General features: G+C 64.6%; 26 protein-coding genes. 12 read left to right on the top strand and 14 right to left on the bottom strand.

Annotated features, from left to right (window positions below; all coding sequences use genetic code 11):
• Positions 1-43 precede the first annotated feature (43 nt).
• Complete coding sequence (locus ABDB81_RS04635; protein WP_137927702.1) at positions 44-1,066, bottom strand: bile acid:sodium symporter family protein; 1,023 nt, start codon at positions 1,064-1,066, stop codon at positions 44-46.
• A gap of 94 nt (positions 1,067-1,160) precedes the next feature.
• Between ABDB81_RS04635 and ABDB81_RS04640 the strand changes: the two genes are divergently transcribed.
• Positions 1,161-2,066 (top strand): LysR family transcriptional regulator, encoded by a 906-nt coding sequence (locus ABDB81_RS04640; protein ID WP_346809953.1) that lies wholly within the window; start codon positions 1,161-1,163, stop codon positions 2,064-2,066.
• A gap of 9 nt (positions 2,067-2,075) precedes the next feature.
• Here the strand turns inward: ABDB81_RS04640 and ABDB81_RS04645 are convergent, their stop codons facing one another.
• The gene (locus ABDB81_RS04645) at positions 2,076-2,843 is read right to left on the bottom strand and encodes a methyltransferase domain-containing protein (protein WP_346809954.1); all 768 of its coding nucleotides are present in this window, start codon (positions 2,841-2,843) and stop codon (positions 2,076-2,078) included.
• A 127-nt stretch (positions 2,844-2,970) separates the two neighbouring features.
• Here ABDB81_RS04645 and ABDB81_RS04650 point away from each other — a divergent pair, with 127 nt between their 5' ends.
• Complete coding sequence (locus ABDB81_RS04650) at positions 2,971-3,795, top strand: helix-turn-helix transcriptional regulator (RefSeq protein WP_346809956.1); 825 nt, start codon at positions 2,971-2,973, stop codon at positions 3,793-3,795.
• Between the two features lie 10 nt (positions 3,796-3,805).
• On the opposite strand, the gene ABDB81_RS04655 is transcribed toward ABDB81_RS04650, so the two are convergent.
• The 7 genes from ABDB81_RS04655 to ABDB81_RS04685 all read right to left on the bottom strand — a co-directional run bounded on the left by ABDB81_RS04655 (position 3,806) and on the right by ABDB81_RS04685 (position 9,142).
• Positions 3,806-4,564, bottom strand: a complete 759-nt coding sequence (locus ABDB81_RS04655) for a 3-hydroxyacyl-CoA dehydrogenase (protein ID WP_160471549.1) — start codon at positions 4,562-4,564, stop codon at positions 3,806-3,808.
• A gap of 223 nt (positions 4,565-4,787) precedes the next feature.
• Complete coding sequence (adk, locus tag ABDB81_RS04660; protein ID WP_137927707.1) at positions 4,788-5,453, bottom strand: adenylate kinase; 666 nt, start codon at positions 5,451-5,453, stop codon at positions 4,788-4,790.
• Between the two features lie 363 nt (positions 5,454-5,816).
• Complete coding sequence (kdsB, locus tag ABDB81_RS04665; RefSeq protein ID WP_346809959.1) at positions 5,817-6,626, bottom strand: 3-deoxy-manno-octulosonate cytidylyltransferase; 810 nt, start codon at positions 6,624-6,626, stop codon at positions 5,817-5,819.
• Positions 6,627-6,643: 17 nt separating this feature from the next.
• Positions 6,644-6,838: a Trm112 family protein gene (locus ABDB81_RS04670; RefSeq protein ID WP_137927709.1), complete on the bottom strand. Its 195-nt coding sequence runs from the start codon at positions 6,836-6,838 to the stop codon at positions 6,644-6,646.
• Positions 6,819-7,934, bottom strand: a complete 1,116-nt coding sequence (lpxK, locus tag ABDB81_RS04675) for a tetraacyldisaccharide 4'-kinase (protein WP_346809961.1) — start codon at positions 7,932-7,934, stop codon at positions 6,819-6,821. The genes ABDB81_RS04670 and lpxK overlap by 20 nt, the downstream gene beginning before the upstream one ends.
• Positions 7,935-8,071: 137 nt before the next feature.
• Complete coding sequence (locus ABDB81_RS04680) at positions 8,072-8,503, bottom strand: biopolymer transporter ExbD (RefSeq protein WP_160471554.1); 432 nt, start codon at positions 8,501-8,503, stop codon at positions 8,072-8,074.
• An 18-nt stretch (positions 8,504-8,521) separates the two neighbouring features.
• Positions 8,522-9,142, bottom strand: a complete 621-nt coding sequence (locus ABDB81_RS04685; RefSeq protein ID WP_137927712.1) for a MotA/TolQ/ExbB proton channel family protein — start codon at positions 9,140-9,142, stop codon at positions 8,522-8,524.
• Between the two features lie 1,047 nt (positions 9,143-10,189).
• On the opposite strand from ABDB81_RS04685, the gene xseA reads away from it, so the two are divergent.
• The gene (gene xseA, locus ABDB81_RS04690; RefSeq protein WP_237380027.1) at positions 10,190-11,527 is read left to right on the top strand and encodes an exodeoxyribonuclease VII large subunit; all 1,338 of its coding nucleotides are present in this window, start codon (positions 10,190-10,192) and stop codon (positions 11,525-11,527) included.
• Between the two features lie 150 nt (positions 11,528-11,677).
• Positions 11,678-12,256: a superoxide dismutase [Fe] gene (gene sodB / locus ABDB81_RS04695; protein ID WP_137927714.1), complete on the top strand. Its 579-nt coding sequence runs from the start codon at positions 11,678-11,680 to the stop codon at positions 12,254-12,256.
• An 87-nt stretch (positions 12,257-12,343) separates the two neighbouring features.
• On the opposite strand, the gene ABDB81_RS04700 is transcribed toward sodB, so the two are convergent.
• Positions 12,344-13,411, bottom strand: coding sequence for a LysR family transcriptional regulator (locus tag ABDB81_RS04700; protein WP_160471558.1), 1,068 nt, complete (start codon positions 13,409-13,411; stop codon positions 12,344-12,346).
• Positions 13,412-13,545: 134 nt separating this feature from the next.
• Here ABDB81_RS04700 and ABDB81_RS04705 point away from each other — a divergent pair, with 134 nt between their 5' ends.
• Complete coding sequence (locus tag ABDB81_RS04705; protein ID WP_346809964.1) at positions 13,546-15,270, top strand: FAD-dependent oxidoreductase; 1,725 nt, start codon at positions 13,546-13,548, stop codon at positions 15,268-15,270.
• Here the strand turns inward: ABDB81_RS04705 and ABDB81_RS04710 are convergent.
• Positions 15,255-16,022, bottom strand: coding sequence for an ATP-binding protein (locus ABDB81_RS04710; RefSeq protein WP_160471561.1), 768 nt, complete (start codon positions 16,020-16,022; stop codon positions 15,255-15,257). The genes ABDB81_RS04705 and ABDB81_RS04710 overlap by 16 nt on opposite strands.
• A gap of 521 nt (positions 16,023-16,543) precedes the next feature.
• Here ABDB81_RS04710 and ABDB81_RS04715 point away from each other — a divergent pair.
• The 7 genes from ABDB81_RS04715 to ABDB81_RS04745 all read left to right on the top strand — a co-directional run bounded on the left by ABDB81_RS04715 (position 16,544) and on the right by ABDB81_RS04745 (position 22,361).
• Complete coding sequence (locus ABDB81_RS04715; protein WP_237380029.1) at positions 16,544-17,515, top strand: GlxA family transcriptional regulator; 972 nt, start codon at positions 16,544-16,546, stop codon at positions 17,513-17,515.
• Between the two features lie 154 nt (positions 17,516-17,669).
• Complete coding sequence (locus ABDB81_RS04720) at positions 17,670-18,422, top strand: SDR family oxidoreductase (RefSeq protein ID WP_346809966.1); 753 nt, start codon at positions 17,670-17,672, stop codon at positions 18,420-18,422.
• Positions 18,423-18,444: 22 nt separating this feature from the next.
• On the top strand, positions 18,445-18,948 hold the full coding sequence (locus ABDB81_RS04725; RefSeq protein WP_137926830.1) for an Ohr family peroxiredoxin: 504 nt from the start codon (positions 18,445-18,447) through the stop codon (positions 18,946-18,948).
• Positions 18,949-19,105: 157 nt separating this feature from the next.
• Positions 19,106-19,585, top strand: a complete 480-nt coding sequence (locus tag ABDB81_RS04730) for a carboxymuconolactone decarboxylase family protein (protein ID WP_137926831.1) — start codon at positions 19,106-19,108, stop codon at positions 19,583-19,585.
• Positions 19,586-19,589: 4 nt separating this feature from the next.
• Entirely contained in the window at positions 19,590-19,997 is a 408-nt protein-coding gene (locus tag ABDB81_RS04735) for a cupin domain-containing protein (protein WP_137926832.1), read from the top strand.
• Positions 19,998-20,152: 155 nt separating this feature from the next.
• A complete protein-coding gene (locus ABDB81_RS04740; protein ID WP_346809967.1) occupies positions 20,153-21,361 on the top strand; it encodes an NAD(P)/FAD-dependent oxidoreductase in 1,209 nt (402 codons plus the stop codon).
• A gap of 262 nt (positions 21,362-21,623) precedes the next feature.
• Complete coding sequence (locus tag ABDB81_RS04745) at positions 21,624-22,361, top strand: response regulator (RefSeq protein ID WP_346809968.1); 738 nt, start codon at positions 21,624-21,626, stop codon at positions 22,359-22,361.
• A 12-nt stretch (positions 22,362-22,373) separates the two neighbouring features.
• On the opposite strand, the gene ABDB81_RS04750 is transcribed toward ABDB81_RS04745, so the two are convergent.
• The 3 genes from ABDB81_RS04750 to ABDB81_RS04760 form a co-directional block, all read right to left on the bottom strand.
• Entirely contained in the window at positions 22,374-23,573 is a 1,200-nt protein-coding gene (locus ABDB81_RS04750; RefSeq protein ID WP_346809970.1) for a patatin-like phospholipase family protein, read from the bottom strand.
• Positions 23,574-23,646: 73 nt separating this feature from the next.
• On the bottom strand, positions 23,647-24,429 hold the full coding sequence (locus tag ABDB81_RS04755; RefSeq protein WP_137926835.1) for a 3-hydroxybutyrate dehydrogenase: 783 nt from the start codon (positions 24,427-24,429) through the stop codon (positions 23,647-23,649).
• Positions 24,430-24,513: 84 nt separating this feature from the next.
• Entirely contained in the window at positions 24,514-25,257 is a 744-nt protein-coding gene (locus ABDB81_RS04760; protein ID WP_137926836.1) for an acetoacetate decarboxylase, read from the bottom strand.
• Positions 25,258-25,267 lie beyond the last annotated feature (10 nt).

Genomic DNA, 25,267 nt, shown 5'->3' on the forward strand with positions numbered 1-25,267 from the left:
ACGGCGCCAAAGGCCGTTTTTTCATTACCGCAGCAAACTCAAATCAAGCCCGCACCGCCCCCCGTTCCTCCACATCGTCCCGCTGCGCATAGCGCGACGCGATGACCGAGCAGACGATCAGTTGCAACTGGTGATACACCATCAGCGGCAGCACCAGCAGGCCCAGAGCCGGGTGTCCGGCAAACAGGATCTTGGCCATCGGGATACCGTTGGCCAGGCTCTTCTTCGAGCCGCAGAACACGGCAGTGATCTCGTCCTCGATCGAGAAACCAAGGCGACGTGCGACGAAGGTGGTCGTGCCGAGAATCACGAACAACATCACGGCGGCGATACCCATCACGGCACCAATGGTCTGCCACGAATACTGGTGCCACAGGCCCGCAGCGGTGGCATCACAGAACGACGAATACACGATCAGCACGATCACGCCGCGGTCGATCTTGGTGGTGATCTGCTTCTTGGTGGCCAGCCACTTGCCGATCAGCGGACGTGCCGCCTGGCCCAGCGCAAACGGCAGCAGCAGTTGCAGCGCCACGCCCATCAGTGCGCGACCCAGCGGCATCGAGGCGCCGCTGGCGCTGATCACCAGACCCATCAGCAGCGGGGTCAGCGCCATGCCGATCAGGCCGGAGATGGTGGCGTTGAAGATGGCGCCCGGCACGTTGCCGCGTGCCATCGACGTCATGGCTACGGAGGACGACACGGTGGACGGCAGCGCGCACAGGTAGAACACGCCCAGCAACAACTCAGGCGGCAACTGGTTGCGCAGCGACAACATCAGCAGCACACCCACGATCGGGAACACGATGTACGTGAACGACTGCACGAACACATGCAGGCGCCAGTGTTTGGCACCGGACACGAGCTTGTCGCGCGACAGCGCCGCGCCGTGCAGGAAGAACACCAGCGCGACCCCAAGACTGGTCACGGTGCCAAGTTGCAGCGGGCCGTCACCGGCACCGATTTCGGGTGCGAGCAGCGCCACGCCGATGGCGCAGAGCATGATCAGCACGAACCCGTCGATAAGGTCGTAGATCTTTTTGAAAGGGGCGAGGATGGCTGACATTGGGGATAGTGCTTAAGGGTTTCCGCTTGGTATTGTTCGCTTGTCTTGTCTAGAATGCAAATTCATTTATTGCATCCATATATTTCGTAGTTGCATGAATTACACACTGCGGCAGTTGCGGGTTTTCCTGGCGGTGGCGGCGCATGGCAGTTTCAGCCGCGCGGCCGATGCCGTTGGCCTCACTCAGCCGGCCGTCAGTCGCGGTGTGGCGGAACTCGAAGATGCGCTTGGGATACGTTTGCTCGACCGCACCACGCGCGAGGTGACGCTGACCGACGCCGGCACCGCGCTCGTGCCTGCGCTGGAGCGACTTTTGGGCCAGCTTGACGACACACTGGAAGAAACACGCCAGCTCGGCGAGCACTATCGGGGGAGGGTGGTGATCGCCAGCGCGCCTACGATCTCGGCGCGGCTGATGCCGATGTACGTGTCGGCCTGCGCGGCCGAGTATCCGGAAATCCGGCTATATGTCCGCGACAACGTGCAGGCCGACGGCCTGGAACAGATCCGTGCGGGGGCTGTGGATTTCGGCGTGCTGATCGATCCGCTGACCCGCGACGGCCTGACGATATCGCCGCTGGCGACCGATCCATTCTGCTTCGTCTGCCGCCGCGATCATCCACTGGCGCAGGCCGAATCGGTGCCCTGGCGTGCACTGCATGGGGAGCGGCTGGTGCTGCTCGACTTTGCGTCCGGCAGCCGGCCGTTGATCGATCGCATCCTGGCTCGCCATGGCGTGGTGCCCCACGTGGTGCAGGAGCTGGGGCATTCAGCCAGCGTATTCGGGATGGTAGAGGCGGGGATCGGCGCCTCGGTGCTGCCGTCGTTCTCGTTGCCGTTGCCGGCGGCGTCGCCGCTGGTCGCGCGGCCATTGACGCCGCGCGAGGACCGCAACATCGTCATGGTCCGACGTGAGGACCGCTCGCTATCGCCAGCCGCCGCCGCAGTCTGGAACATGGTCCAGACCATGCCGATTCCAGCCGAAGCGGTGACTGACTGACTTGCCGGCTTACTGGGGCAAGGCGGTGAAGAGCGCCGCTTCCAGTGCGAAGCTGCCATCGGCCTGCACGCGATAGCGCTCACGCACTTCGGCAGGTGCCTTGTCCCACAGGTGGCGAATGGCGGCTTGCGCCACCTCGGGCGTGCGCATCCGGGCCACCCAACTGGCGAACTGGATCTCGATGCGCCAGACCGGCGAGACCTCGACATCGAAGCCGGCATCCCTGAACAGTTGCGTCCAGCCCGTGGGCGTGTAGTCGCGGATATGCGACGGATCGCGCAGCAGTTCGACGGACTGGAGCCACGTATCGCACAGCGGGTCCTCGGCGCCGACGATATCGATCAGTACCACCTTGCCGCCTGGCTTCACCACGCGACGGATTTCACGCAGGGCGGCGGGCACGTCGCGCCAGTGATGCGCGCTCATGCGCGATACCACCGCGCAGAAGCTGGCGTCGTCAAATGGGAGGGTTTCGGCGGCGCCTTGCTGCGTGCGGATGTTGGCGAGACCGCGATCCGTTGCCGCTGCCGCCACCACGCCGAGCATTTCGGCGGAGAGATCGTAAGCCACCACTTCGTTTGCCATCGAGGCTGCAGCAAAGCTCGCGTGGCCCGCGCCGCAACCGAGGTCCAGCACGCGGCTGTGAGCCACGGGCTTCAGGTGAGCCAATGCCTGTCTGAGTTGTTCGAGGTCCGCGCCCTGGGCGTGGACGGCGCTGGTCAGGTACGCACTGGCGGTGGCGCCGAACTGGGCGGCGACGAGTTCTTGTTGTTGCATGGGAGGTGCCTCGTTCTTGTGGAGGGGGATTCGGATTTCATTGCCCTGGGCCCGGGGTTCACGTACTGTAGACCTCGCTTTTTCCCGGTACAAGTTACCGATTTATCCTGGTATAAGAATCACCACCATGTCTGTGGAACCGCTCGATTTCCCCTCGCAGCCCGTATCGCCAGCCTCATCCGTTTCGCGCGATGGCGAACTGGGCGCCTTTCTGCGCAGTCACCGCGAGCGGCTGTCGCCAGCCGAAGTCGGCCTGCCGGTGGGCCGGCGCCGCCGCACGCCGGGTCTGCGGCGCGAGGAAGTGGCGCAACTGGCGGGACTGAGTGCGACATGGGTGACTTGGCTGGAGCAGGGCCGGCCTGTGACGATGTCGGGGCGCGCGCTGCACAGCCTGGCGCAGGCGCTGCGGCTGTCCCGCGCGGAGCGGGCCTACCTGTTTGCGCTCGCCGGCAAGCCCGAGCCGCGATCCGAAGCCGACCCCGGCGTGCCGCCCGCCTTGCTGGCCAGCGTTCATGCCATCGGCGTGCCGGCGTATCTGCTGGATCGACAATGGACGGCGCTGGCCTGGAATCAGGCGGCGGCTGAACTGTTCGTGGGATGGCTCGATGAGGCGTCGGGCGAGAAGAACCTGCTGCGCGCGATGTTCCTGTCGCCAGGGCTGCAGGCATTAGTGGCCGACTGGCCGCACCGGGCGGCGCGGCTCGTGGCGGAATTCCGTGTGCATAGTCTGCGCCATGCCGAAGACCCGCCAACGCGTGCGCTGATCGAGCAATTGATGGCGGACAGTCCGGCGTTTGCCAACGCATGGCGTTCGCAGGACGTGGAGGAGCGGCAGGGCGGCCGGCGCGGGTTTCACCACCCGGCGCGCGGCCTGATTACCTTCGAGCAATTGACGCTCGTGCCGCCCGCCGCGCCGGGGATGATGCTGGCGATGCTGATGCCGGCGGAGTAGCGCTTCGATCTTACTTCGGCTGCATCCGAATCGCGCCATCAAGGCGGATCACTTCGCCATTCATCATCGTGTTGCCGATGATGGCTTGCGCCAGCTTGGCGTACTCGGTGGGGCGGCCCAGACGCGGTGGGAACGGCACCATCTTGCCGAGCGCATCCTGCACTTCCTGCGGCATGCTCATCAGCATCGGTGTCTCGAACAGGCCCGGGGCAATGGTCATGCAGCGCACGCCGTCACGCGCGAGATCACGCGCAATGGCCAGCGTCATGCCGACCACGCCACCCTTCGACGCCGCATAGGCAGCTTGCCCGATCTGGCCATCGAACGCCGCCACCGAGGCGGTATTGATGATCACGCCACGCTCGCCTTCGGCGTCCGGCGTGTTCTGCACCATCGCCGCTGCAGCCAGGCGCGTCATGTTGAAGGTGCCGATCAGGTTCACGCGGATGGTCTTCTCGAAGGCATCGAGCGGATGCGGACCGTTCTTGCCAACCGTCTTGGACGCCACGGCAATGCCCGCGCAGTTCACCAGCCCTGCCAGCCTGCCAAGCTTCTGCGCAGCATCCACAGCAGCCTGCCCATCGGCTTCCGAACTGACATCGCATTTGACGAACTGCCCGCCCAGTTCCTGCGCCAGCGCGGTACCGGCGGCCTCGTTGAGATCGGCGATTACCACCTTGCCGCCCGCCGCCGCCAGCATCCGCGCCGTACCCGCGCCCAACCCCGACGCGCCGCCCGTAACGATGAAAACGTTGCCCTGGATATCCATCCGCCTGTCTCCTTGTGGTGTAGGTTTGAGTGCCGTTTACGTTAACGTAAATTGTGGGCTCAGGAAACCCGCACGACCACTAAGCAGTTTCTCCCGCGCTTGGTTTTGCTCCCCTCTCCCGCCTAGCGGGAGAGGGGAGCAAAACAGGCGGGTAGAGAAGCCCAAAAACAAAAAAGCCCAGCCGAAGCTGAGCTTTTTTCACCACCACCAACCAAGCACCAGATTACTTCAGCGCTTCGAACACGCTGGCCGTGATCTTGTCCACGTCGCCCACACCGGCGATCTTGCGGTACTTCGGCGGGGCGACCTTGGCCGAGGCGTCGCCCTTGGCGGCCCAGTCCGAGTAGTAATCGACCAGCGGACGTGTCTGCTGCGAGTAGACATCCAGACGCTTGCGCACCGTCTCTTCCTTGTCGTCGTCGCGCTGGATCAGCGGCTCGCCGGTCTCGTCGTCAACGTTGGCGGTCTTCGGCGGGTTGAAGCGGACGTGATAGGTACGGCCCGACGCCACGTGGACGCGGCGGCCGCTCATGCGTTCGATGATGGCGTCGAACGGCACGTCGATTTCCAGCACGTAGTCGATGGCCACGCCGGCTTCCTTCATGGCCTCGGCCTGGGGAATCGTGCGCGGGAAACCGTCGAACAGGTAGCCCTTCTCGCAATCGGGCTGCTTAAGACGGTCCTTCACCAGGCCGATAATGATGTCATCCGACACCAGTCCGCCCGCGTCCATCACCTTCTTGGCTTCGATGCCCAGCGGCGTACCGGCCTTCACCGCGGCGCGCAGCATGTCGCCCGTGGAGATTTGCGGAATGCCGAACTTCTCGCAGATGAACTTGGCTTGCGTGCCTTTGCCGGCGCCAGGCGCGCCCAACAGGATCAAACGCATTTACGGGTCCTCAAGGTATTTGAATTCGGTCTGGCGGGGATGGACGGAGGGTAACGCCGCAACTTGACGCAGGACTTACGCGCGGCAGTGCTCGACGTGATGGCCGAGGCATATGCTGGCGTCCGCTCAGGTGCGGGGCCCGAAGCGCTGCAGCGGCTGCCTCGTCCTCTGGACGTTGGTCAGCGGTGCGCACCGGGCTGGCTCGCTCTCTATCTCCCCACCGAGCCTTTGCGGCCACGCGGGCGCGGCCAGAGGCTCTGTATCGGCAGGCATTATGCCATGGGCCGCCGTGATTCGGCCTGCATGCAGGTTGCAGCAGTATGAACTTCGGCGGACAACCATGGTCAACGGGCGCCTGCCCGGTCAGGGTCCGTCCTGGGCCATGCCCTGCGCCCACAATGCACGCACACGTTCCAGGTCAGCCGGCGTATCCACACCCGGCGCGGGCGCAGCGGCCGTTACCATCACGCCAATCCGCTCGCCGTGCCACATCGCGCGCAACTGTTCCAGGGCCTCGACCTGCTCAATCGGCGAGATGGCGAGCGTCGGAAAGCGGCGCAGGAAGCCGGCGCGGTAGGCGTAAATCCCGATATGGCGCAGCACCGGCATGTCCGGCAGCGGCACCTCGGCGGTGGCGGCTGGCTGGGCCGGCACGCCGGACCACGCATCGCGTGCCCACGGAATCGGCGCACGCGAGAAGTACAGCGCACGACCGGCCTGGTCGCACACCACCTTGACCACGTTCGGATTGAACACTTCGGCGATATCGGACAGCGCATGCGCTGCCGTGGCAATCGCGCAATCGGGATGGGCAGCCAGGTGGAGCGCCACTTCGTCGATCAGCGTCGGCTCGATCAGCGGCTCGTCGCCCTGCACGTTCACGACGATGGCGTCGTCGGGCAGGCCGAGCAGGGAGGCTACTTCAGACAGGCGGTCGGTGCCCGACGGATGATCGGCACGCGTGATCACGGCTTCCACGCCATGGGCGGCGCAGGCAGCGGCCACTTCGGGCGAATCCGTGGCCACCACGGTGCGTTGTGCCGATGAGGCATGCGCACGTTCGGCCACGCGCACGATCATCGGATGTCCGCCGATATCGGCCAGCGGCTTGTTCGGCAACCGCGTGGAGGCCAGCCGGGCCGGAATCACGACGGTAAAAACGGGAAGGCTCATGATGCGATACGGGCCGGTCAGTTGCCCGAGGGTTCCACCACGCGGCCGGGCACCGACTGGCGGGCCTCGTCGGCCAGCATGACCGGAATGCCGTCGCGAATCGGATAGGCCAGCTTGTCGGCGTGGCAGATCAGTTCCTGGGCGGCGCGGTCGTATTCCAGCTTGCCCTTGCAAAGCGGGCAGACGAGGATTTCAAGCAGCCGGTTGTCCATCCTGGTGTTCCTTGTCGATACCGTTGGCCGCGCCTGTGGATTGCCCCGTGGTAACGGGTGTGGCGACGGCCGGGTTGCGCGCCATCACGGCGCGGCGGATTTTGTCGATCAGGCCCGCATCAATCACGGGCGTGGTGGGTACGACCCAGATCCTCGGGTCGTCGAAGCGCTCGCATTTTACGGCATCCTTCTCTGTGATCAGGATCACCTCTGCAGCAAGCGCATCATCGTTGCCGACGAACGGGTCATCGGCGAAGTCATAGTGGTCCGGCAGCGGCAGCGTGGTGGCCAGCGAGACCCCCGCGCCGCGCAGGCTGGCGAAGAAGCGTTCCGGGTTGCCAATGCCCGCCGCAGCCAGCACGCGCCGGCCGGCGAACTGCGACAGCGGGCGGACCATCGTGGGATCCGCCAGTTGCCACGCCTCGCCCAGTTCCAGGCGCATGCCGTAGACATCGGGCTTGTCAGGCGTGGCCTTGAAGTTCGGGTCGTTGATCAGCGTGGCATCGCGCGGCCGGGAGAGCGGCTCGCGCAGCGGGCCGGCCGGCAGCAGCATGCCGTTGCCACCCATGCGGCCATCGAACATGACGATTTCGAAGTCGCGCTGCAGGCGGTAGTGTTGCAGGCCATCGTCGAGCAGCAGCACGTTCACGCCCGGGTGCGAGACCAGCATCGTCTGTGCGCACAGCGCGCGGTCCGGGAAGACCCAGACCGGTACATCGGTGGCGCGCGCAATCAGCAGCGGTTCGTCGCCCACGTCCTTGGCCTGCGATGTGGGTTTGACGCGGCGCGGATGCTTCAGCGTCACCCCGTAGCCGCGCGAGACCACGCCGGGGCGCAGTCCCGCCTCGGCCAGCGCATGGGCCAGCGCAATCACGGCCGGGGTCTTGCCGGTGCCGCCCACGGTGACATTGCCCACCACGATGACCGGCATCGGCAGGCGCGTGGACTTGAACCAGCCCTGCCGGTAGCCATGGCGCCGGATGCGCGCGATCAGCCCGAACAGCAGCGAGAGCGGCCACATCAGCCAGGCAAACCAGCCGCGGCGTTGCCACTGGGCGGTGACGAACTCGGCAAGGGTGTGTCGGGGAGCGGGCATGAAGGGGATCGATGGAGAAGGACGATGCCACCGCGAGGGTGGCATCAGTCGAATGCAGACATTATGGGCACTGCGCAGCGCATGCGGCAAGTTTGCCGTCCATCGGCGCGCGGCGCGGGGCCTGCTGCGTCAGCGTGTCAACGCGACTGCGACGCCTGCGTGGCGAAAGTCAGCCGCGACAACCCGGCTACGCGGGCGGCTTCCATCACATTGATCACGGCCTGGTGCGTGGCCTGGGCGTCGGCGTTGACGATTACCACGGGCGGCGGGCCGTTGCCGGTCGGGCCTGCGGCGTTGCGCAGTTGATCGGCCAGGCTCGTGACGTCCTTCTGCTCCATGACGTGCTTGTTGATGGAGTAGACGCCGCGTGCCGAAATCGATACCACGATCTCGGACGGGCGCTGCTGCGCCTGCTCGGCATCGGCGGTGGGCAACTGGATCTGCAGTTCGGTGTAGCGCGAGTACGTGGTCGTGATCATCAGGAAGATCAGGATCACGAGCAGCACGTCGATGAGCGGGATCAGGTTGATCTCCGGCTCCTCGCGCCGCTGGCGGGAACGGAAGCGCATGACGGTATCCGGTGCGCGTCAGGCCCGCCGCTGGGGCAGGATGGCGTCGAGGAATGCGGTGGCGCGGAATTCCAGTTCGGCCACGTAGTCATCGACCAGGCGACGGAAGTAGCGCCAAAAGACCAGGGCGGGAATCGCCACGATCAGGCCGAAGGCGGTGTTGTACAGCGCCACGGAAATGCCATGGGCCAGTTGCTCGGGATTGGCCCCCGTGCCGCCCTGGCTGCCGAAGATCTCGATCATGCCGATGACGGTGCCCAGCAGGCCCATCAGCGGTGCCACTGAAGCGATCGTACCGAGCGCGTTCAGGTAGCGCTCCAGGTCATGGGCCACGGCGCGGCCGGCTTCCTCGACCACGTCCTTGGCGGCGTCGCGCGAGGTCTGCGGCTGCAGTACCACGTGGCGCAGGCCGGCGGCCAGCACGCGGCCCAGCGGGGAATTCTTCTCGATGTTGTTGACGACCTCGGGCGTGGCCTTGCGCTGCTGGGCAGCGGACAGCGCCTCGTCATAGATCCGCGGCGGCAGGATCTTGCCGCGCTTGAGGGAAATGAAACGTTCGACGATCAGCGCCAGTGCGATGACCGAGGCGAGCAGCAATGGCCAGATCGGCCAGCCGGCCGCTTGAATGATGGAAAACACGTGGACCCCCGAAATCTACGGACGAACGACAGACCCGAAATAAAACGCCTGGATGAACCGGACTACGCGGCAGCCTTTGATGCGCGCCAGTTCAGGCTGCGCAGCGGCAATGCTCGAAAAAATTTCAGGCGCCACTCTACCCCGCGCACGGGACAGCGGCAAGCCACTCCGGCGCGTGCTGTCTGCGGCTTTCCACACCAAAGCTGGACAGTTATGTGGACCGGCTGTGGACAGGCTACGGAAAAGCTTCCTAAGCCATTGAATGCAAAGGAAGTGATGGGTCCTGCCTATTTTTTGTGCAGATGCCGTATTCTGCTTGTTCCGAATGCGTTTCGGGTGTGCTCGCCCATCTCTCGGGACGGCTATCCACAATCGGAAGGGATAGTGCTGTGGACCGGCTGTGGAAAGCTTTCGGAGAACCGTCGCAACTCATTGATTGATAAAGGGAATTGCGCGGCTGCGTAAATATTGTGCAGACGGCCTCCACGGCGCAGTGCGCCAGGGTTGGCCTCGGCCAGGCCGATTTCCACATTCGCGCCGTGGAGGTTTGTGGAAGGGCTGTGGATAAGCGCGGGAGAAGCGACGTAAACCCTTGATTGCTATGGAGCCGTGCCGGATTGCCTAAAAATTGCGCAAACCTGCGGGAGCTGGGTCGATTCCGAGCACGTTCCGTCTGCTTCGCAAAGCGTGTTGCCAGGGAGTGGATTTGATGCCGGCGTATACGTTGTCCACAGCTGGGGCTCTTGACAAATCATTTATCCAAAGTTGCTGTGGATAACTTTGTGAACAAGCCGCCTGCGATTTGGGTAAGTGGTTGACGCGTAAGGTTTTCTCTTACATTGCCTGTTTTTTAGCTTCGCCGGAAAATTCATAAGAATCAATGGCTTGTGCCTTGCCATGCGGGCTGCACGGAACCACGTGCGACATGACCCATGCCTCTTGACATACCCGTTATGCTGTGGACATGTCCATCGCACGCCGCCTGAGCGGCTGTTCACCATGCCAGAGAACGAGAACCTTTCGCGTTTTGCGCCGTCTCAGCCGCCCATGCGGACACGCGAGGTGATTCCCGTCAGTGAACTGAATCACGCGATTGCCGGCGTGCTCGAGCGCAGCTTTCCGTTGTCCTGGGTCAGGGGAGAGATCTCCAACTTCACACGCGCCGCCAGCGGGCACTGGTATTTCTCGCTAAAGGATGCGCGGGCGCAAATCCGCTGCGTGATGTTTCGAGGCCGCAACCAGCACGTGGACTTCACGCCGCGCGAGGGGGAGGCGGTGGAAGTGCGCGCCGTGGTGTCGATGTACGAGGCGCGCGGCGAACTGCAGCTCGGCGTGGAAGCCATGCGCCGCGCGGGGCTGGGCAATCTCTACGAAGCCTTTCTGCGGCTCAAGGAGAAACTCGCGCAGGCCGGTCTGTTTGATGCCGAACGCAAGCGCGCGATTCCTGCGCACCCTCGTGCGATTGGTGTGGTGACTTCCCTGCAGGCAGCAGCCATGCGCGATGTGCTGACCACGCTGCAGCGACGTGCCCCGCATGTGCCGGTGATCGTATACCCCGCGCCGGTGCAGGGTGCGGGGTCCGCCGAGAAGATCGCTGCCATGCTCGACGCGGCCAACGCGCGTGACGAGTGCGACGTGCTGATCCTGTGCCGGGGCGGCGGCAGCATCGAGGATCTCTGGTCGTTCAACGAGGAAGTGGTGGCCCATGCCGTGGCGCGCAGCCGGTTGCCGGTGGTGTCGGGCGTCGGCCACGAAACCGATTTCACGATTGCCGATTTCGTTGCCGACGTGCGCGCACCCACGCCCACTGGTGCGGCCGAACTGGTCAGCCCGGATCGCGCGCACCTGCTGCAGGCGGCACGCCGCGCACGTGACGCGCTGGCGCAGAGCATGGACCGGCAGATGGAACGCCGCGCCCAGCACCTGGAGTGGCTGGGCCGCAGGCTGCGCAGCCCGCAGGCGCAACTGCAGGAGCGACGCGCGCACGTGGACAACCTCTCGCGGCATCTGCGCGCGGCTTTGCGCGATACGGTGTCCGCGCAGCGCCATCGCCATGATGTGCTAGCCATGCGCTGGCGTGCGTGCAAGCCGGACACCGTTGCGGCCCAGGCCACCGTGGACCGGCTGGCCAACCGGCTCGACGCGGCAGCCGAGCGCCGCCACGAACGCGAGGCGCAACGCCTGGCTCGCGTATCCGGGGCGCTGGAACTGCTCGCGCCTCAGCGCACATTGGAGCGTGGCTACGCGGTACTGCTCGATAGCCGTGGTCACGCGCTGCGTTCGCCTCATGCGTTGCGTGCCGGAAGTATCGTCGAGGCCCATCTCGCCGAAGGTACTGCAGACCTGGAAATCGCTGGTGTGCAAACCAAGCTCGGCACGTTCTGAATGCGGCCGATGCAGTCACACTGCGACTGATTCTCAATCGATGCGGGCGAAACTAACATGACCCCAGGGGGCTTTCCGGCGTCGTTTGCGCGGGTCTGGCAAGTCACCTACAATCGGCAATTCTCCCCACCAAAACCTAGAGACAGAACAATGGAACACAAGCTCCCCCCGCTTCCCTACGCCCATGATGCCCTGGCTCCGCACGTCTCGAAGGAGACGCTGGAGTTCCACCATGACAAGCATCACCAGACGTACGTCACGAACCTGAACAACCTGATCAAGGGTACGGACTTCGAAAACGCATCGCTCGAAGAGATCGTCAAGAAGTCGTCGGGTGGCGTGTTCAACAACGCAGCCCAGGTGTGGAACCACACGTTCTACTGGGAATCGATGAAGCCGAACGGCGGTGGTCAACCGACCGGCGCCCTGGCCGACGCGATCAACGCCAAGTGGGGCTCGTTCGACAAGTTCAAGGAAGAGTTCACGAAGACTGCCGTCGGCACCTTCGGTTCGGGCTGGGCCTGGCTGGTCAAGAAGGCCGACGGCTCACTGGACCTGGTGTCCACCTCGAACGCCGCCACGCCGCTGACCACCGATGCCAAGGCACTGCTGACCTGCGACGTGTGGGAACACGCCTACTACATCGACTACCGCAACGCCCGTCCGAAGTACGTCGAGGCATTCTGGAACGTTGTGAACTGGGACTTCGCTGCAAAGAACTTCGCCTGATCGGCAAGTTACTCAGCCAGTCCATGAAGAACCCCGGGTCTCCCGGGGTTTTTTATTAGGTGCGGTTCATTCGTACCTGCCAGTCCTTCACGCCGCCATCGGTCCGTCCTCCGCATTGAAATGCGTCAGGCAGTTCAACTGCAGTGCGCGGATGTGCTCGATCATGAAGTCGATGAACACGCGGATGCGGGTGGGCAGGTGCTGGCGGCTCAGGTAGCAGATGTAGTGGCCGCGATCGTCGGGCATGTGGGCGCCTAGCGCCACCACGAGTTCGCCGGCGGCCAGGTGGTCGCAGATCTGGTAGCCGGCGACCTGCGCGATGCCCCAGCCGCGCAGTACGCTGTCGAGCACGAGGTCTGCGTCGTTGAAGGTGAGGCGCGCTGTGGGCATGTACTTGCGCACGCGGCCATCCACTTTGAACTCCCATTCGAAGATTCTCCCGCTGGCAAAGCGGAAATTGATGCAGTGGTGGTGGCGTAGATCTTCCAGCGTCTGCGGCAGCCCGTGCGTGCGCACATAGGAAGGCGCCGCGCACAGCGCCATCTGCATCGGGATCAGTTGCCGGGCGATGATGCTCGAGTCTTCGATGCGGCCGTTGCGGAAGGCGATGTCGATCTGGTCGGCGGCGAAGTCCGTGGGGCGGTCGTCGAGCAGCAGGTCCACGGCGATGTCGGGGTACGCGGTCATGAACTTGTCGAGCAGCGGTGCCACGATCTTGCGGCCGAAGCCAACCGTCGAACTGATGCGGATCAGGCCGCGCGGCGGGCCTTCGCGCAGTTCGAGCATGTCGTTCATCGCCTCGACGATATGCGTCACGCCCTGGCTGCAGTTCTCGTAGAAGCGCTGGCCTTCGCGCGTGAGTTGCGTCGTGCGCGTAGTGCGCAGGAACAGCCGTGTGCTGAGCTGTGTCTCCAGCTTCTGCACGTTGCGGCTGACTGCCGAGCGTCCAATGCCGAGCCGCTCGCCGGCGCGTGCAAAGCTGCCTTCGCTGGCTACCGCCATGAACGCCATGATGCCGGCATAGCTGGCAGCGAAACTGGTGGATAGCGCATCGGCGCGGTTGGGCAGGCTGATGCGGAACGCGCGGTCGAGTGTGTCCGATGTCGGGCCCGATGCCGCGTCGGGTGACGGCGGGGATTGGTTCTTGTCTGGCATCACTGGCGTTTCCGAAAATGGACAATGCATGGGGTGGGCGCTGGAATCCCAGGCTGGGACTGGCTTGGGAGGCAGGCGGAGAATCCGTGCATGGCAGGCACGCATACGTAAGTACTACTGGTGCGTCCGAGTGCATGAGTGAGGTGGACGACGCGCGCTGCTACGCTGCTTGCAAGGACAACTTCACCGCAGAGCGTGCCGCCATGGAATCCGCCAACGCCCCAATCAATCACGCCCTCAATAATCGCCAGCAGATGCATCCGCACTTGTCGGATGCCGATATCGCGCGTATCACGCCCTATGGCAGCGAGCGCACGTGGCGTGCTGGTGAGACCGTGGTGCGTCCCGGCGATCCGGCCATCGGGATGCTGCTGGTGCTCGAAGGGCGCGTGCGCATCATGCAGCCCGATGGCATTGGCGACAGCGCGCTGGTCACCGAACATGGTCCCGGCAATTTCTCGGCCGATATCGGCCACCTCTCGGGCATGCCGGAAATGGTGGACGCCGTTGCGGTGGAGGATGTGCGTGCCATCGTCGTGCGCCCGGCCTGCCTGCGCGCATTGATGGTGGCCGAAGCCATGCTCGGCGAGATGATCATGCAGGCACTGCTGCTGCGTCGCGCGGGGCTGATCCAGCGCGGCCGGGGTCCGACGCTGATCGGGCACGGCAGCGATCCCGCGCTGCTCGACCTGCAGGCCTTCCTGCGTCGCCAGAACTATCCGTACTCGCTGCTCGATATCGATGTGGACGCGGGCGCTGCCGCCACGCTTGGCAGGTTCGAAGCGTCGCCGTCCGATCTGCCACTCGTTATCTGTCCCAACGGCAGCGTGCTGCGCCGCCCCGACATCAAGCAGGTGCTTGGCTGCCTGGGACTGCTGCCGGAGATCGATGCCACGCTGGTCTACGACGTCGCCATCATCGGTGCGGGTCCGGCGGGACTGGCCGCTGCGGTCTATGCGGCATCCGAGGGCCTGCGCGTGATCGTGCTCGACGCGCTGTCGCCGGGCGGCCAGGCCGGTGCCAGCGCGCGCATCGAGAATTACCTGGGCTTTCCGGCCGGCATTTCCGGTCAGGCGCTGACGACCAATGCCCATGCCCAGGCCCAGAAGTTCGGGGCCCACATTGCCAGTCCGGTGGAAGTGGAGCGGCTCGAATGCGGATCGATCCATCGCTTGCTGACCAGGACCGGAGACGTGATCCAGGCGCGCACGGTCATCATCGCCTCGGGCGCGGCCTATCGCCGTCCGCCGATTCCGCATCGCGCGGATTTCGAAGGACATGGCATCTATTACTGGGCATCGCCCGTGGAAGCGCGGCTCTGCGCGCAGCAGGAGGTGGTGCTGGTGGGTGGCGGCAATTCGGCCGGACAGGCGGCGGTGTTTCTCGGCACGCATACCGCGCATGTGCATGTGGTGATCCGGGCGGACAGCCTGGAGCAGAGCATGTCGCGCTACCTGATCGACCGCATTGCGGCGCAGCCCAATATCACCGTGCATACGCGCACCGAGGTGGCGGATCTGCTCGGGGAGGGCAAGCTCACGGGTGCCGTGCTGCGGCATCGCGATACGGGCGTGCGGGAAACAAAGGCCGTACAACATGTCTTCCTGTTCACGGGCGCCGAGCCCAATACGGGATGGCTCGGCGGTTGCCGGGTGAAGGTGGATGAAAAGGGTTTCGTGCTGACCGGCACGCATGCCGGACTGCCCACGCATACGCTCGAGACCTGCGTGCCCGGCGTGTTCGCCATCGGCGACGTGCGGTCCGGATCGACCAAGCGCGTGGCCACCGCCGTGGGCGAAGGGGCCGCGGTGGTCTCGCAGATCCACGGGTATCTCGCCGCGGCTCAGGAAGCAGCCTGAGGCGCGTCTGGATCGTGATGCGGATCGGAGGGCGTACTGGCCAGCGGCAGGCGCACCACGAAGCGCGCGCCGCCTCCCGGCTGGCTCTCTGCGTGGATGCTGCCGCCGTGCGTCGTGACGATGCGATGGCAGATCGCCAGGCCCATGCCCATGCCATCGCGCTTGGTGGTGTAGAAGGCGCGGAATAGCGTATCGGCGGCGTCCGGCGCGATGCCGCAGCCCGCGTCGACGATCGCCACCTCGGCGGATCCGTCCATGACGGCGAGCGTCACCGACACCGCCCGCGCGTCCGCCGGGCAGTCCGCCATCGCTTCCAGTGCATTGAGCAGCAGGTTCAGGAATACCTGGCGCAACGCGGTGCGGTCGGCGGTCACGCACACATCGTCGGGCGGCAGGTCCACCTGCAGACGCACCTGCTGACGGCGCAACTCCTCGTCGAACCATCGCACGGTATCGCGCAGCAGCCCATTGAGCGGCAACCGCTCGCGTGGGCGCGCGGCGACCGAGGGAGGAGACGCCAGCGAGCGCAGTTCGGCAAGCACTGCCGCTGCGCGCTGTGCATCGCTGACCATGCGCTCCAGCGAGGCGATGGCTGCCGCGGTGTCCGGCGTGTCCTGCCGCATCCATCGAAGGGCTGCCTGCCCGCGCGTGACGACCGACGCCATCGGCTGCATGGCCTCGTGGACGATCATCGCCACGGATCGGCCGAGGATGCCCAGGCGGTTTACGTGTTCAGGCTGCATGGCGGGCATGGGGCGGAGTCAGGCAGCGAGCGCGGCCTCGCATTGCAAAAAAACATCACCGCCACACGTACTGCATTCATTTCGGAATCTCTCTGTTTCAGCGGGTGCCGGAAAAACCTCCTCCGTACACACCCTGACCGCGAAGCGGCAAAAAGATGGTAATTTCGCGTGCGTTTGCCGTAAATGACAGCGTTCCCTGTTTTTCTGCCAGTAATTCTGCCGCGCGGTGCACCCTTGGCAGTCCGAAATCCCGATTGGTGAAAAATTGGAAACAGTGGCTCCCGTCCTCGTGCCTTGTGACGGACCAGCCGCGGCCTCAGAATCGCCGCCTCGCAGTGTCCTGGCATTTCCCGATTCGAGGATGGAGTTAGACATGTTCCGTGTGCCCATGAGGCGGCCGGTGGCACAGGTGCGCAAGTTGCGTATCATGCGCATAGCCGGAAACCGTCCGGTTGCACTACCTTCGATTGCCCTCCGCCCCGCCCCCCATGGATTCCAACCTGCCCCCCGTTTCAGGGACCGCTGACGACATGCCACGCAACATTCTGTTTGTGGCATACCCCGATGTGAGCCTTCTCGACCTTGCCGGCCCTCAGACCGTGTTCTGGGCTGCCAGCAACTACGCCCGTGCGCGCGGCATGGCGGGCTACCGTTGCCTGACCGCGAGCTTTGACGGCGGGGTGATGGCATCGGTGGAAGGCACGGTGATGCAGACCGAGGCGATCGGCACCTACGATCCGCGCGTGATCGATACGGTGATCGTGCCGGGCTCGCCGGACATCCTCCAGGTGGCGCGCAACTCCGCGCCGCTGATCGCCTGGCTGCATTCGGCATCGGGCACGGTGCGGCGCGTGGCGTCGGTGTGCAGCGGGGCGTTCCTGCTGGCCTATGCCGGGCTGCTCGACGGCAAGCGCGCCACCACGCACTGGGCCATGCTCGACCGCTTTCGCGAACTGTTTCCCACGGTCGACCTCGATCCCGACGCGATCTTCGTGCAACAGCAGAACCTGTGGACCTCGGCTGGCGTGACCACCGGCATCGACCTGGCGCTGGCGATGGTGGAGGCCGACTACGGCCACGAGGTGGCGCTCAACTCTGCCAAGGAACTGGCCGTGTACATGAAGCGGCCGGGCGGCCAGCCGCAGTTGAGCGAGATCCTGATCTCGCAAAGCCGGCAGGTGCCGGTCTTCGAATCGCTGCATTTGTGGATCGTGCAGAACCTGTCTTGCGAAGCGCTCGGCGTGGAGCAACTGGCCGAGCATGTGGGCATGAGTCCGCGCAACTTTGCGCGCGTCTACAAGGAAAAGACGGGGCGCACCCCGGCCAAGGGCGTGGAGCATTTCCGCATGGAAGCGGCGCGCCGGCTGCTTCAGGACCCGACCCGTCCCATCGACCTGATCGCGCGCGATTGCGGCTTCGGCAGCGAGGAGCGCATGCGCGTGGCCTTCCAGCGGCACTTCGGGTTGTCGCCGAGCGAATACCGGCTCAAGGTGAACCGCTAGGCGCCTCTTGCAACTGCTTCCGCACCACGATCCTCGATCCTTGATTGGTGCGAAATGGGAAACACCGTGCGCCATGCGTCGGTCTGGTGCGTGCCAGGACCAATGCCTAGCATGAGCATGGAGTCATTCCATTTTTCGTAGACGGAGGAGCATCATGAAGATCGTTGTGATTGGCGGTACGGGACTGATTGGTACGAAAGTGGTGAAGCGGCTGGTGGCGCAGGGCCATGAGGTGGTGGCTGCCTCGCCGAAGAATGGTGTCAACGCGCTGACCGGCGAAGGGCTGGCACAGGCGCTGGCCGGGGCAAAGGTCGTGGTCGATGTGGCCAACTCGCCGTCCTTTGAAGACACGGCCGTGCTGAACTTCTTCGAGACCTCGGGCCGCAACCTGGCCGAGGCGGAGAAGGCCGCCGGCGTGGCACATCATGTGGCGCTTTCGGTGGTGGGCACCCACAAGCTCGAACAGAGCGGCTACTTCCGCGCCAAGAATGCGCAGGAAGCACTGATCCGCCGCGCGGGAATCCCGTTCACGATCGTGCGCGCGACGCAATTCCTCGAATTCCTCGGCGCCATCGCGCAGTCGGCGGGTGAGGGAGACGCCGTTCCGATCACCACTGCGCTGATCCAGCCGATTTCTTCCGACGATGTGGCGGAAGCCGTGGCCGACGCCGCGCTGGCTGCACCCGTCAACGGCATCGTCGAGATTGCCGGCCCCGAGCGATTCAAGATGAGCGACCTTGTGCAGCGCTATCTCACGGCCATCGGCGACAAGCGCACCGTTGCCCCCGATCCTGCAGCGCGCTACTTCGGCGCCGAACTGCAGGAAGGCACGCTCGTGCCGGAAGGCCAGGCACGCCTGGGCCGCATCGGCTTCGAGGAATGGATGCGGACGTCCCAGAAAAAATAAACCCGGCGCCGGAGGAGACTTCATGGAAAAGGAAGCACACCTTCAACCCCCACCGCTGACGTTGCTCGACCGATACCACGGTGAAGGTTTTACGCCGCTTTACTCGACGACGGTGACGGTATCCGGCGGCGAAGCGGCGCATGGCCGTGCATCGGGCGTGGCCCGGTCCGACGATGGCAACCTTGTTCTCGACCTGCGCCTGCCCGCGGCGCTGGGTGGCCCGGGCGGCGGCACCAATCCCGAGCAACTCTTTGCGGCGGGCTTTGCCGCCTGCTTTCACGGGGCACTCAGCCTGATTGCGCGACGCGAACGTATCGAGGTGCAAGGCATCACGGTGGTCGTGCAGGTTGCGTTCGGGCGCGACCCGGTCGATGGCGGCTATGCGCTGACGGCCGAGATTTGCGTTCGGCTGCCGGGCGTGGAGAAGGCGGTGGCCGAGGAACTGGTACGCAACACCGAGCGCATGTGCCCCTATGCAAAGCTGGCGCGCGAGGGCATGCACAGCGTGATCACGGTGCTGGTCTGAGCGGCTCGCGGCACAGGTGCGCAGCCGTTGTGATTGGTGCGCGGCCGGCAACAGAGTGGGCTCCTCGGCGGCACTACCGCGCCGCGCCGCCAACACCTACGATGCATCTCGTGCGATGCAGGATGTCATCGCTCCCATCAGTCCACCAGGAGGAATCATGACGCAACGTATTAACTTCTTCGAACAATCGCCGGAACTGTCCCGCAAGCTCATGGAGCTCGGCGCACTGTTCCAGAAGACCACGATCGAGCCGCATATCCGCGAACTGGTGGAGATCCGCGCGTCCCAGCTCAACGGTTGCGCATTCTGCGTGGACATGCACACCAAGATGGCCAAGATTCACGGTGAGCGCGAGCTGCGCCTCTACCACGTGGCTATCTGGCGCGAGTCCACGCTGTTCGCGCCGCGCGAGCGTGCCGCGTTGGCGTGGGCCGAGGCCGTGACGCATCTGGGCGCCCAGGGTGTGCCTGACGACATCTACGAGCGCGTGCTGACGCAGTTCAGCGAGAAGGAATTGTCGGACCTGACGTTCCTGGTCGGTTCGATCAACGCATGGAACCGCCTGAACGTAGCATTCCGCATTGTGCCGGGATCGTCGGACAAGGCGTTCGGCCTCGACAAGGCCAACCTGGAGTAATGCCATGAAAGCGCTTCTATCCATGACGGCGGCGGTGGCGCTGTCGGTGCTGATGGCGGCCCCGGCCGCACACGCCGCGACGGACGATGTGCAGGTGAAGGACCTGCTCGTGAAGCCGCTGGCTGACTACCCCGGCAAGGAAGTGCAGATGATCGTCGTGGAATACGGGCCAGGCGGTGCCGATCCCGTGCATCGCCACGACGCGCACGGTTTCATCTACGTGCTCGAAGGCAGCATCGTGATGGGTGTGAAGGGCGGCAAGGAGGTGACGCTGAAACCCGGCGACACCTTCTACGAAGGCCCCGATGATGTCCACACGGTGGGCCGCAATGCCAGCAAGACCAAGAAGGCGAAGTTCGTCGTCTTCCTCCTCAAGAAGCAGGGCGCTCCGATCCTGACACTGGAAAAGTAGCCCGCTGTCCCACAGGCACGGCTGCGTCTGGCCGTGCCCGTCGCTTTCCCCCTCCTGTCTTCTCATTGACCGGCGCGATGGCGTCCTGGAAAGGGGGAGACGTTTGCCTTGCATTTCCACCCGATTACCCGAGTACTGAATACGAGAGGACAACCATGACACGAAAGATCCTGATCATTGGCGGCGGCTTTGCCGGACTGTGGACGGCACTCGGTGCCGCGCGCGTTGTCGACCAGCAAGGCGACAAGGCTGACGACGTGGAAATCACGCTGGTGTCGCCGCGTGCCGAACTCCATGTGCGGCCGCGTCTGCACGAGACGCATCCCGAGCAGATGGCCGTACCGTTCCTGCCGATCCTGAATGCCATCAACGTGAAGTTCATCGAGGGCACGGTGGAGCGTATCCATCCGGCGGATCGCATCGTCGATATCCAGACGGCCACCGGCCAGACGCTAGCGTTCCCCTATGACCGCATGGTGCTGACCAGCGGCAGCCGCCTGTTCCGTCCGCCGCTGCCGGGCCTGGCCGAACACGCGTTCGCCGTGGATCAGCTCGACGAGGCCGTGAAGCTGCGCGAGCACCTGGAGGGTCTTGCATCAAAGCCCGACACCGCGGCGCGCAACACGTTCGTCGTCGTGGGCGGTGGCTTTACCGGTCTGGAAGTGGCAACGGAATTGCCGGAGCGGCTGCGCAAGATCTTTGGCGACACCATGCGTCCGCGCATCGTCATCGTCGAGCGCGCCGATGCCATCGGTCCCGATCTCGGCCCGGGTCCGCGTCCGCAGATTGTGGAGGCGCTCGAGCAACTGAATATCGAGACCCGTATTGGCGGTGGCGTGGTGTCGTTCGATGCCAATGGCGTGGTGACTGCCACGGGCGAGCGCATCGATGCCGCCACCGTGATCTGGACGGGCGGCATGGTGGCCAGCGCGCTCACCACGCAGGTGGTGCCGACCGTCGATCGACAGGGTCGCCTGGAAGTGACCGAGGATCTCCGCGTGACCGGTGCAAAGGATGTCTTCGGCGCCGGTGACGTGGTGCGTGCGCTGACCGATGACGACGGCCACTACTCGCTGATGTCGTGCCAGCACGCGCTGTTCATGGGGCGCTTTGCCGGCTACAACGTCGCAGCGGATCTGCTGGGCCTGCCGACGAAGCCGTATCGCCAGGCGTTCTACGCCACCTGTCTCGATCTTGGTAGCTGGGGCGCGGTCTACACCGAAGGCTGGGATCGACAGGTCAAGCTCGTACGCGCCGAGGGCAAGGAACGCAAGATCATGATCAACACGCAGTGGATCTACCCACCCGCCGCCGATCGCGAGCAGGCGCTGGCCGCTGGAGACCCCGAGATCAGCTACGCCTGAAGCACCGTCTTCATCCCGTTGGCCGGCGCCTTCCACCTCCGGGGGCGCCGGTTTTTTTTCGTCCATCCTTCCTTGTTTTCGTGCTCCGTCGATTGGTGCGCAATCGGAAACGCCGCTTCCCCCCAGCGTGGCTTGTGACGCCCTGCAGCGCTGCATAGACTTGCCCTATATAAAGCGCATGGCGGATGCAACATTTCTTCCCGGTTTCATCTGACCGATGCGCACATAAGTCTCAAGCCCTTCCGAAATCCGGAGTTGCATCGTGAAAGCATCGCCCTCGAATCCTGCTGGTGGCCGCGCGGCCTGTGAACCTGTGGTCTACATCGTCGATGACGATGTGGGCATGAATGACGCCTTGCAGGACCTGCTGCGGTCCGTGGGCCTGCGCACGCGCGCGTTTCTCTCGGCCGAGGCGTTCCTGACGACCACCATCGACACGGCGCCAGGATGTGTGGTCATGGACGTGCGGCTGCGCGGCACCAATGGACTGGAGGTGCAGCGCGAAATGGAGCGGCGCGGCATGTGCCTGCCCGTGGTGTTCATCACGGGCCATGGCGATATCGAGATGTCGGTGCGGGCGATGAAGGCTGGCGCGGTGGATTTCCTGCCCAAGCCGTTCCGGGACCAGGACTTGCTCGACGCCGTGGCGGAAGGCATTTCCGCCGACCGCAAGAAGCGGCACGTCCTGCAATGCAGCGACGATCTGCGCTCGCGGCTGGCCACGCTCAGTGACCGGGAGCGCGAAGTCATGACGCTGGCCGCGTCCGGACTCATGAACAAGCAGATCGCGGCCACCATCGGCATCAGCGAGGTGACCATCAAGATCCACCGCAGCCGTGCCATGCGCAAGATGGCGGCCCGCACATTCGCGGATCTGGTGAAGATGGCGCTGGAACTGGAGCTTGAACTGCCCATGATGCGCGAGCCTGCAACAACGGCGCAGCGCCGCCACATGGGAGCGGAATCGGGAACGGCGCCGCAGTGGGCGCCGGGCTACTGAATCAGGCGGAGGCTACTGGCGGTGGATGTCGTGCGAGACGAACGGATTGTCGTGCGTCGGCATGGCCAGCCACTCCGGATGCAGCAGGGTCCCGCGGATATCCTCGCGCCCGCTCTTCCAGTGCTCGGCCATCGTCAGTGGTCCGAACTGAAAATCCTTCGCGCTGCCTTCGAACGACTTGTCACGATAGATCAACTGAATCACGTTGTGGCGCGCATCGCACGCGCTTTCCGCCGCCTGACGGTAGGCGTCGGTTTCGCGGCGTTCCGGCGGTACCAGTGCCAGCACATCGGCAAGCAGGCGACGGAAATTCTGCTGCTCGCTCATGTAGTCGGTGATGAAGCGTGTGCGGCTGGAATACTGAATGTCCTTCTGCCGCGTGGCCACATCCGCGAGCGTATGCGGCAGGGCGCCTTGCGCGCTCCACAGGTCCACCTGGAAGATCAGCGCGTTGCGGCGCGGCTGCGATTTCAGGATCACGGAGAGCGGGGTGTTGGAGACGAGTCCGCCATCCCAGTAGTGCTCGCCATCGATTTCCACGGCCGGAAAGCCGGGCGGCAGCGCGCCGGAAGCCATGAAGTGTTCGGCGCGCAGGCGCATCTGCGTATTGTCGAAGTAGACAAAGTTGCCGTTGTGCACATTGACCGCACCCACCGAGACGCGCATCTCTTCGTGACGATTGATGCGGTCGAAATCGGCAAAGCGCTCCAGTGTGGCTTTCAACGGCGTGGTGTCGTAGTAACTCGCACTGTTGATCGCCGAAGGTTGCGCGAAACCGGTGGGCCAGACGCGCGGCGAGAAGAAGCCGCGCTGGCCTTCCACGAGCGCCCGGGCCGCCTCGATGCCGTCGAACCAGATGCGCAGCGGATCGGGCCAGTGCTGCGCGCTGTCGGCCATCACTTCGTACGGGAACAGGCTGGGCAGCCACGGCTGCCGGCAGATATGCGCCCAGAATTCGCGTAGCCGGGCCACGCGTTGTCCCGGTGCATTGCCCGCGATGATGGCTGCGTTCAGCGCACCAATCGAGATGCCCGCCACCCAGTTCGGTTCGATGCCCGCTTCGGCCAGGCCCTCATAGACGCCTGCCTGATAGGCGCCCAGCGCGCCGCCACCTTGCAGCACGAGCGCCTTGACGGCATATCCCCGGTCGATCTCCAGGCGCGCGGTGGCTGTGCCGGAAGACCCCTGCAGGTCCTGCTTTTCGTGGAACATGTTCGATTCCTTGAGCCATGGGTCATTTGCCCCGCTCTCGCTTCATGATTCATGACAGCGGGGCGCAGTCGGCTTACTGCATGTACCAGCCGTGGCTGACCACGAAGGACTGGCCGGTCAGCGCGTTGGATGGGAAAGCGGACAGGAAGAGGGCGGTCTGCGCCACGTCATCGACAGTGGTGAAGACGCCATCGACGGTGCCGCCCAGCATCACGCGGCGCACCACTTCTTCCTCGCTGATGCCAAGCTCGCGCGCCTGCTCGGGAATCTGCTTGTCTACCAGCGGCGTGCGCACGAAGCCGGGGCAGATCACGTGCGAGCGCACGTTGTGCGCGCCGCCTTCCTTGGCCACCACGCGCGCCAGACCCAGCAGGCCGTGCTTGGCGGTCACGTAGGCGCACTTGAGCGGGGATGCTTCGTGCGAGTGGACCGAACCCATGTAGATCACCGTGCCGCCACGGTTGTCGCGGTACATGTGGCGCAGCGCGGCGCGCGTGGTCAGGAAGGCGCCATCCACATGGATGGACAGCATGCGCTTCCAGTCGTCGAAGTTGTATTCGTGCACCGGGTTGACGATTTGGATGCCGGCATTGGACACGAGGATATCGACACCGCCGAATTGTTCGGCCACCAGGTCGGTGGCACGGTCGACGGCTTCCTCATTGGTGACGTCCATCGCCACGCCGATGGCACGGCCGCCGTTGGCCTCGATGCCCTCGGCCACCTTGCGCGCTGCTTCCTCGTTGAGGTCGGCGATGGCGACCGCCGCACCCTCGGATGCCAGTAGTTCCGCGATGGCTTTGCCGATGCCGCTGGCCGCGCCCGTGACGATGGCCGATTTGCCTTGAAGCTTCATGTTGTTCTCCGGATGAATAAATTGCCGGCGCCCGTCATGGACACCGGGGCACTGAAGGGAAACGGGAATGCAGGGTGTGCGGCGTCAAGGCTGGAGGTAGTCGTAGACCACCTCGCCGAGGCCGAGCGTCAGGTCGGCCACGTAGTGCTTCGCGCCGACGATTTCGAGCACCGGCAACTGGGCAACCGGCGCCAGCGCGTGCGGAAACAGCGAGAGCGCGGCGGGGCCGGTCCATGCGCCCTTGACCTCCACGTCCGTAAGGAAGTAGCAGACGAGCTCGCACACACGCGCCGAGCCATCGACATGGGGCAGGATCTTGAGCAGGTAATTCGGCGTCGTCACCAGTGACTGGCGCACCTTGTCAGCATCGATGCACTGGTGCTTGTAGCCCATCGTGCCGGTGGCCACGCGTACCGGGCCGTAATCCAGCGTGCCGAGCAACGTATCGGTCTCGACCGACAGGCGGGGGTTGGCCAGCTTCTTCGGAAAACCCCACAGCTCGCGCCCGCCCGCAAGCGGCGGATGGTCGTCCAGGAACATCGAGTGGGTGTAGTTGCCGGCGTGGCCCTGGAACGTCACGGGGATCACCTGTCCCGATTCGGTGTAGCTGCCGAAGCCGGTGGAGTCCGGCATCCGGATGAACTCGTAGTGCACCACGGGTTCGGCAACCTGCAGCGGTTCGGGCACCACCTGGCGCAGCAACGCCGGATCGGTGCGGTACGAGACGATGAAGTACTCCCGCTGCAGGAACCGGTAGGGTCCCATCGGGTAGGCCGGGCTGACTAGCGGCGTGGCATACGCGCGCTCCCGGATGGTCTGAACGTCCATGTGCGTGGCC

Source organism: Cupriavidus sp. DL-D2 (genome assembly GCF_039710735.1).
Classification (GTDB): Bacteria; Pseudomonadota; Gammaproteobacteria; order Burkholderiales; family Burkholderiaceae; genus Cupriavidus.